General features: G+C 75.6%; 7 protein-coding genes. 2 read left to right on the top strand and 5 right to left on the bottom strand.

What is annotated here, in order from left to right:
- Positions 1 to 196: 196 nt before the first annotated feature.
- From ACZ5GT_RS03635 to ACZ5GT_RS03625, 3 genes are read right to left on the bottom strand one after another with little or no spacing between them, the layout of a single operon-like run.
- Positions 197 to 649 (bottom strand): RpiB/LacA/LacB family sugar-phosphate isomerase, encoded by a 453-nt coding sequence (locus tag ACZ5GT_RS03635; protein WP_469013743.1) that lies wholly within the window; start codon positions 647 to 649, stop codon positions 197 to 199.
- A 21-nt stretch (positions 650 to 670) separates the two neighbouring features.
- The gene (locus ACZ5GT_RS03630) at positions 671 to 1,912 is read right to left on the bottom strand and encodes an ROK family protein (RefSeq protein ID WP_469013741.1); all 1,242 of its coding nucleotides are present in this window, start codon (positions 1,910 to 1,912) and stop codon (positions 671 to 673) included.
- 36 nt (positions 1,913 to 1,948) lie between these two features.
- Positions 1,949 to 2,533 carry an alpha-ketoglutarate-dependent dioxygenase AlkB family protein gene (locus tag ACZ5GT_RS03625; protein WP_469013739.1) on the bottom strand — a complete coding sequence of 195 codons (585 nt, stop codon included), beginning with the start codon at positions 2,531 to 2,533 and terminating at the stop codon, positions 1,949 to 1,951.
- Positions 2,534 to 2,671: 138 nt separating this feature from the next.
- Between ACZ5GT_RS03625 and ACZ5GT_RS03620 the strand changes: the two genes are divergently transcribed.
- Complete coding sequence (locus tag ACZ5GT_RS03620) at positions 2,672 to 3,805, top strand: methyltransferase (RefSeq protein WP_469013756.1); 1,134 nt, start codon at positions 2,672 to 2,674, stop codon at positions 3,803 to 3,805.
- 9 nt (positions 3,806 to 3,814) lie between these two features.
- Here ACZ5GT_RS03620 and ACZ5GT_RS03615 read toward each other — a convergent pair whose 3' ends face one another.
- Both ACZ5GT_RS03615 and ACZ5GT_RS03610 read right to left on the bottom strand, forming a co-directional pair.
- The gene (locus tag ACZ5GT_RS03615) at positions 3,815 to 4,669 is read right to left on the bottom strand and encodes a class II fructose-bisphosphate aldolase (RefSeq protein WP_469013737.1); all 855 of its coding nucleotides are present in this window, start codon (positions 4,667 to 4,669) and stop codon (positions 3,815 to 3,817) included.
- Positions 4,670 to 4,822: 153 nt separating this feature from the next.
- Positions 4,823 to 5,704, bottom strand: a complete 882-nt coding sequence (locus tag ACZ5GT_RS03610; RefSeq protein ID WP_469013735.1) for an SIS domain-containing protein — start codon at positions 5,702 to 5,704, stop codon at positions 4,823 to 4,825.
- Between the two features lie 131 nt (positions 5,705 to 5,835).
- On the opposite strand from ACZ5GT_RS03610, the gene ACZ5GT_RS03605 reads away from it, so the two are divergent.
- Positions 5,836 to 6,615 (top strand): DeoR/GlpR family DNA-binding transcription regulator, encoded by a 780-nt coding sequence (locus ACZ5GT_RS03605; RefSeq protein WP_469013732.1) that lies wholly within the window; start codon positions 5,836 to 5,838, stop codon positions 6,613 to 6,615.
- The last annotated feature ends 136 nt before the right edge of the window (positions 6,616 to 6,751 follow it).

The raw sequence follows: 6,751 nt of genomic DNA, 5'->3' as shown, positions 1-6,751 counted from the left end.
CCCCTGGCACTTTCTTCCCGACTTCCGGAACTCTTGTCTCCCCCTCCCCCCCCCCTCCCCCCCCCCCCCCCCCTCCCCCCCCCCCCCCCCCCCCGGGGCCGGTGCGGACCGGGCCGCACCAGGCCGGACCGGGCCCGTACCGGCCGCACCGGCCATCAGCGCGGCGGCGTCGCGGTGCTGGCGGAGCGGCGCCTGATCACCGTGACGGCTCGGCGTCGAGGCGGTTCACGCGGGCCACGTTCGCGCGGTCCTCGGGGTCCTCGCTGGGCTCGGCGGCGAACCAGGCGTCGAGGATCTCCTTCAGCAGCGGTCCGGAGGTCAGCCGCAGGCTCAGCGCCAGCACGTTCGCGTCGTTCCAGCGGCGGGCGCCGTCGGCCGTGCCGGCGTCCGCGCACAGGGCGGCCCGCACCCCCGGCACCTTGTTCGCGGCGATGGACGCGCCGGTGCCGGTCCAGCAGCACACGACCGCCTGGTCCGACGTCCCGGCGGCGACATCCCGGGCCGCGGCCGCGGAGCACACCGCCCACTGCGGGTCGTCGCCGGCCTTCAGCGCCCCGTGGGCCACCACCTCGTGGCCGCGCTCGCGCAGCTCGTCGACCAGGAGGCGGGCCACCGGCTCGTCCATGTCCGAGGAAACGGAGATGCGCATGGTCGTCGGGCTCCTTCGGGCTCAGGCCGCCAGCGCGGCCAGGGGGTCGTCCAGGACCGGCTGCCACGCCAGCTCGGCGGCGCCGACCAGGCTGTTGTGGTCCAGGCTGCAGGCCAGGATGGGCACACCGCCGCTCTGGCCCCACAGGCTGCGGTCGGCGACCACCGCGCGCAGCCGGTCGGGGTCGGCGTCGAGGAGGGTGCGGTGCAGGCCGCCGAGGATGATGCGGTCGGGGTTGAGGATGTTGACCAGGCCCGCCAGGCCGAGACCGAGGCGGTCGATGAGGGTCTCCGCGGCCGCGCGGACGGACGGGGTGTCGTAGTGGTCGCGGATCAGGTCGCGGGCCTGCTGCAGCAGGGACACCTCCGGGCCGGGCTCCAGGCCGGCCGCCGTGAGGAAGGCCAGCGGATCGGCCTCGACGTCGAGGCAGCCGCGGCTGCCGCAGTGGCAGGGGCGGCCCTCGGGGTTCACGGTGAGGTGGCCGACCTCCAGCGCCAGGCCCGAACTCCCGGTGTGCAGGCGGCCGTCGAGGACCAGCGCGCCGCCCACACCGCGGTGCCCGGTGGCCACGCACAGCAGGTCCCGCGCGCCGCGCCCCGCCCCGTGCCGGTGCTCGGCGAGCGCGGCGAGGTTGACGTCGTTGCCCGCGAGGGCCGGTCCGGTGATCCCGGCCTCGCGCACCCGCTCCGCGAAGATCCGCCGCACCGGCGCGCCCACGGGCCAGGCGAGATGCAGCGGGTTCAGGGCGAGGCCCTCCGGCTCGGCGACCGCGGACGGCACGGCCAGTCCGGCGCCGACGCAGCGCAGGCCGGTCTCCCGCAGCAGCCGCGCGCCGGCGTCCACGACGGAGCCGAGCACCTTCGCCGGGTCGGCGTCGACGGTCTCGCAGCCCGGCGCGGTGGCGACGATCCGGCCGCCCAGCCCGACCAGCGCGGCCCGGAACCCGTCGGCGTGCACCTGCGCGGCGAGGGCGACCGGCCCGTCCTCGGCGATCTCCAGCCGGTGCGAGGGCCTGCCCTGCGAGCCGGCCGCCGCGCCGGGCCGGGCGTCCACCCGGATCAGCCCGAGCGCCTCCAGTTCGGCGGCGACCGCGCCGGCCGTCGCCCGGGTCACCCCGAGTTCGGCGGTGAGCACGGCCCGGGTCGGCGCCCGCCCGGTGTGCACGAGCTCCAACGCGGGGCCGAGCGCGCCGCGCCCCCGGTCCAGCCGCGTCCTCGAGGTGGTCCCTTCCCCCGCCGGCCGGGGGTCCGCCTTGCCGCTCATGAGGGCGAGTCTCCCATGATCCGCGGGTGGGCCGGGCTACGGGCCGCCGACCCGGAGCGTGACGTTCAGCCGCCCGGTCAGCCCCAACTCCGGTGGCGCGGTGCCCGGGTGCACCCGGGGCACCCCGTGATGGGCGAGCCGGGACGGGCCGCCGAAGACGAACAGGTCGCCGCTGCGCAGTTCGACGTCCGTCCAGGGCCTGGTGCGGGTCTCGGCGTTGCCGAAGCGGAAGACGCAACTGTCGCCCAGGCTGAGGGAGACGACCGGCGCGTCGGACCTCTCGTCGCTGTCGCGGTGCATGCCCATGCGGGCGTCGCCGTCGTAGTAGTTGATCAGCGCGATGTCGTAGGCGGGTGTCGTGGTGCCCAGCGTGTCCGCGACGGCACGGCGGGCCAGGTCGCCGAGCCAGGCCGGGAACGGTTTCACCGGGGCGCCGTCGCCGTCGACGGCCGTGGCGGCGTAGCCGTACGGGTACCAGTGCCGGCCGAGGCAGACCTGGCGGGCGGACATCGTGCCGCCGCCGGGTGTGCGGACGGTGCGCAGGCCGGCCGGCGGGCGGGCCCACGCGCGGCACGCCCGCAGCAGCTCCCGCTGCCCCGCCGCGTCCAGCCAGTCCGGCATGTGCACCGCGCCGGGCGCGACCTCGGTGCGGTGCCGGGGGAACAGTCCGGCGTCCGTGCACCGTCGCGTCCCCCGTCGTGGGCGGCGCCGGGCGGCCCGCGCCGCAGGCCTTAGCCTTGGGGCACGATGAACGACCCGATGACCACGCCCTGGGGCGAGCTCGCGCTGACCCGTTTCCCGCACGACCCGCGCGAGAGGCTGCGCGCCTGGGACTCCGCCGACGCCTATCTGCTCCGGCATCTGGCCGCCGAGGAGGTACCGCTGTCCGGCACCGTGGTGGTGGTCGGGGACCGGTGGGGCGCCCTGGTCACCGCCCTCGCGGCGCACCGGCCCGTGCAGATCACCGACTCCTTCCTGTCGCAGGAGGCGACCCGGACGAACCTGGCGCGGGCCGGGGCCGAACCGGGGACCGTGGCGCTGCTGACCACCCAGGACCCGCCGCCCGAGCGGGTCGACGTGCTGCTGGTGCGGGTGCCCAAGAGCCTGGCGCTGCTGGAGGACCAGCTGCTGCGGCTGGCGCCCGCCGTGCACGCGGGCACGGTCGTGGTCGGCGCCGGGATGGTGAAGGAGATCCACACCTCGACGCTGCGGCTGTTCGAGCGGATCCTCGGCCCGACCCGCACCTCGCTCGCGGAGCAGAAGGCCCGCCTGATCTTCTGCACGCCCGACCCGGCGCTGTCCCGGCCCGTCAATCCGTGGCCGTACAGCTACGCCCTGCCCGACGGGATCGGCCCGCTGTCGGGGCACACCGTCGTCAACCACGCGGGGGTGTTCTGCGCCGACCGGCTCGACATCGGCACCCGCTTCTTCCTGCGGCACCTGCCGGCCGGGCGCGGTGCCCGGCGGGTGGTGGACCTGGGCTGCGGCAACGGGGTCGTCGGGGCGGCGGTGGCGGCCGCCGATCCGGCCGCCGAGGTGCTGTTCGTGGACGAGTCGTTCCAGGCCGTCGCCTCGGCGGAGGCGACGTGGAAGGCCGGCGGGCTGCCGGGACACGCCGAGTTCCGGGTCGGGGACGGGCTGGCGGGGGTGCCGGACGGCAGCGTCGACCTGGTGCTCAACAACCCGCCGTTCCACTCGCACCAGGCGACGACCGACGCCACCGCCCGGCGGATGTTCACCGGCGCCCGGCGTGCGCTGCGGCCCGGCGGCGAGCTGTGGGTGGTCGGCAACCGGCACCTGGGGTACCACGTCAAGCTGCGGCGGCTGTTCGGCAACAGCGAACTCGTCGCCGGCGACCGGAAGTTCGTGGTGCTGAAGGCCGTGAAGCGGTGACCGCCGCGATCAGGCGCGGGCCAGCACGCCGATGATCCGCTCCACCGTGCGGGCCATCGCCTCCCGTCCCACGCTCAGGTAGGCACGGGAGTCCACCGCCTCCGGGTGCGCGGCCAGGAACGTGCGGATGGCGCCGGTCATGGCGAGGTTGAGGGCCGTGCCGACGTTCACCTTGGCGATGCCGCCCGCGACGGCGGCGGCGAGTTCGCCGTCCGGGAGCCCGGAGGAGCCGTGCAGCACGAGGGGCACGTCCAGGGCGGCGGACAGCCGCTTGAGCAGGTCGTGGTCGAGGGTGGCGGTGCGCGTGGTCATCGCGTGCACGCTGCCGACGGCGACGGCGAGCGCGTCCACGCCGGAGCCGGCGACGAAGGCGCGGGCCTCGTCGGGGTCGGTGCGGGCGCCGGGAGCGTGGGCGTCCAGCGGCGGCCGGTCCTCCTTGCCCGCGACCTGCCCCAACTCGGCCTCGATCCACAGCCCTTGGGCGTGCGCCCAGCTCGCTGCGGCACTGGTCGCGGCGAGGTTGTCCGGGTAGGGCAGGTGGGAGGCGTCGTACATCACCGAGCTGAACCCGGCGTCCGGCGCCTGCCGCAGCAGGCCGTCGCTCCGGACGTGGTCGAGGTGCAGGGCGACCGGGACGACGGCGCGTTCGGCGGCGGCGACGGCGGCGCGGGCGAGCGGCAGCAGCCGCCCGTAGCGGAACTTGACGGCGTTCTCGCTGACCTGGAGGACGACGGGGGCCCGCGCGGACTCCGCGCCGGCGATGACGGCCTCGACGTGTTCCAGCGTGATGATGTTGAACGAGGGGACGGCGGAGCGGGCTGCGGCGGCGCGGGCGACGAGCTCGCCGGTGGTCACGAGGGGCACGGCCGGTCCTTTCCAAAACTCAGGGGCGCTTCGAGGGGCTTCGACGGCCTCACGGCTTCACGGCTTCACGGCCTCAGGGCCTCACGACCTCACGGCTTCACGGCTTCACGGCCTCACGACCTCACGACCTCACGGCCTCACGGCCTCACGGCCTCAGGGCTCGAGGATCACCGAGCGGGTGAGGTGGCGCGGGCTGTCCGGGTCGAGGCCGCGGGCGGCGGCCACGGCGACGGCGAGGCGCTGGACGCGGACCAGCCCGGCGAGCGGGTCGAGGCCGTCCGCCACCCATGTCCCGCCGGTGGCGCGGACCTGTTCGGCCAGCCCCTCGGGCGGGTCGCCGAGCATCCAGGTGGCGGTGGAGCGGGTGGTGATGCTGATCGGGCCGTGCCGGTACTCCATCGCCGGGTAGGCCTCGGTCCAGGCGAGCGCGGCCTCGCGCATCTTCAGCCCGGCCTCGTTGGCCAGACCGACCGTCCAGCCCCGGCCCAGGAAGGTGAACTGCGCGCAGTCGACGAGCCCTTCGGGCAGCGGGGCGGTGAGCGCGGTGCGGGCGTCGGCGACGACGGCGTCGGTGTGCAGGCCGAGGTGGGCCCGCAGCAGAGTCAGTGCGCTGGTCGCGAACCGGGTCTGGACGACGGAGCGTTCGTCGGCGAAGCCGAGCACGACGACGTCGTCGGCGGCGTCCATGACGGGCGTGTCCGGGTCGGCGGTGACGGCGACGGTCCGGGTGCGCCCCTTCAGCCTGCCGAGCAGGTCCAGTACCTCGGTGGTGGTGCCGGAGCGGGTGAGGGCGACGACGCGGTCGTAGGACCGCCCGTGCGGGAACTCGGAGGCGGCGAAGGCGTCCGTCTCGCCCTGGCCCGCGGCCTCGCGCAGCGCCGCGGCCGCCTGCGCCATGAAGTACGAGGTGCCGCATCCGGTGAGCGCGACCCGCTCCCCCGGCGCCGGAAGCAGGCCGGCGTGCCGTCCGGCCGCCGCGGCAGCGCGCGTCCAGCACTCGGGCTGGCTGGTCAGTTCGTCCTCGACGTACGTCACGGCGTCCCCTCCTCGTCACCGCACCCTGCTTTTTCTTGCAAGATACCGAGCCTTTTCGAGCAACTTCAAGCATCTTGCGCGCCATCCGAGTGCGTTAGGGTCGCCGGGAGGCAGAGGGACGGAGGGTGCGGATGTCGCGGGACGCCCGCTGGAAGGCGCTGCTGGAACTGCTCGTCGAACGCGGCCGGCTCGACGTGGAGGAGGCGGCCGCCGACCTGGGGGTCTCGGCCGCGACGATCCGGCGCGACTTCGACCAGCTCGCCGAGCAGCAGATGCTCGTACGGACCCGGGGCGGCGCGGTCGTGCATGGGGTGTCGTACGAACTGCCGCTCCGCTACAAGACGGCCCGGCACGCCTCCGAGAAGCAGCGCATCGCGGAGGCCGTCGCCGCGCTGGTCTCCCCCGGCGAGGCGGTGGGGCTCACCGGCGGCACGACCACCACCGAGGTGGCGCGCGCCCTGGCGGTGCGCGCCGATCTGGCCTCCGGTTCGCCCGCGCTCACCGTCGTCACGAACGCGCTGAACATCGCCAACGAGCTTGCCGTGCGCCCCCAGTTCAAGATCGTGGTGACCGGCGGGGTCGCCCGCCCGCAGTCGTACGAACTCGTCGGGCCGCTCGCCGACGGGGTGCTGGGGCAGATCACCCTGGATGTGGCGGTGCTCGGCGTGGTCGCCTTCGACGTCGCCCACGGGGCCGCCGCGCACGACGAGGCGGAGGCCGCGGTCAACCGGCTGCTGTGCGAACGGGCCGAGCGCGTGGTGGTCGCGGCCGACTCCAGCAAGCTGGGCCGACGCGCGTTCGCCCGCATCTGCGCGGCCGACACGGTGGACACCCTGGTCACGGACACGGCGGCGAGCCCGGACGCGGTGCGGCGCTTCGAGGAGGCCGGAGTGCGGGTCGTCACCGTCTGACCCGACGCCCACGGCGCCCCGGCGGACCCCGCGGTCGCGCCCCGGCGCTCCCCACGCCCCGCCTCCGCGGATCCGGCGCCCTCGCCTTCGCGATCCCCGCGTCCCCGCCTTCACGGATCCGGCGCCCTGGCCTTCT

This window comes from Streptomyces sp. NPDC031340, assembly GCF_055569945.1.
Note: the sequence above shows the minus strand (reverse complement) of the source record. Positions and strands in the feature narration are given on the sequence as shown.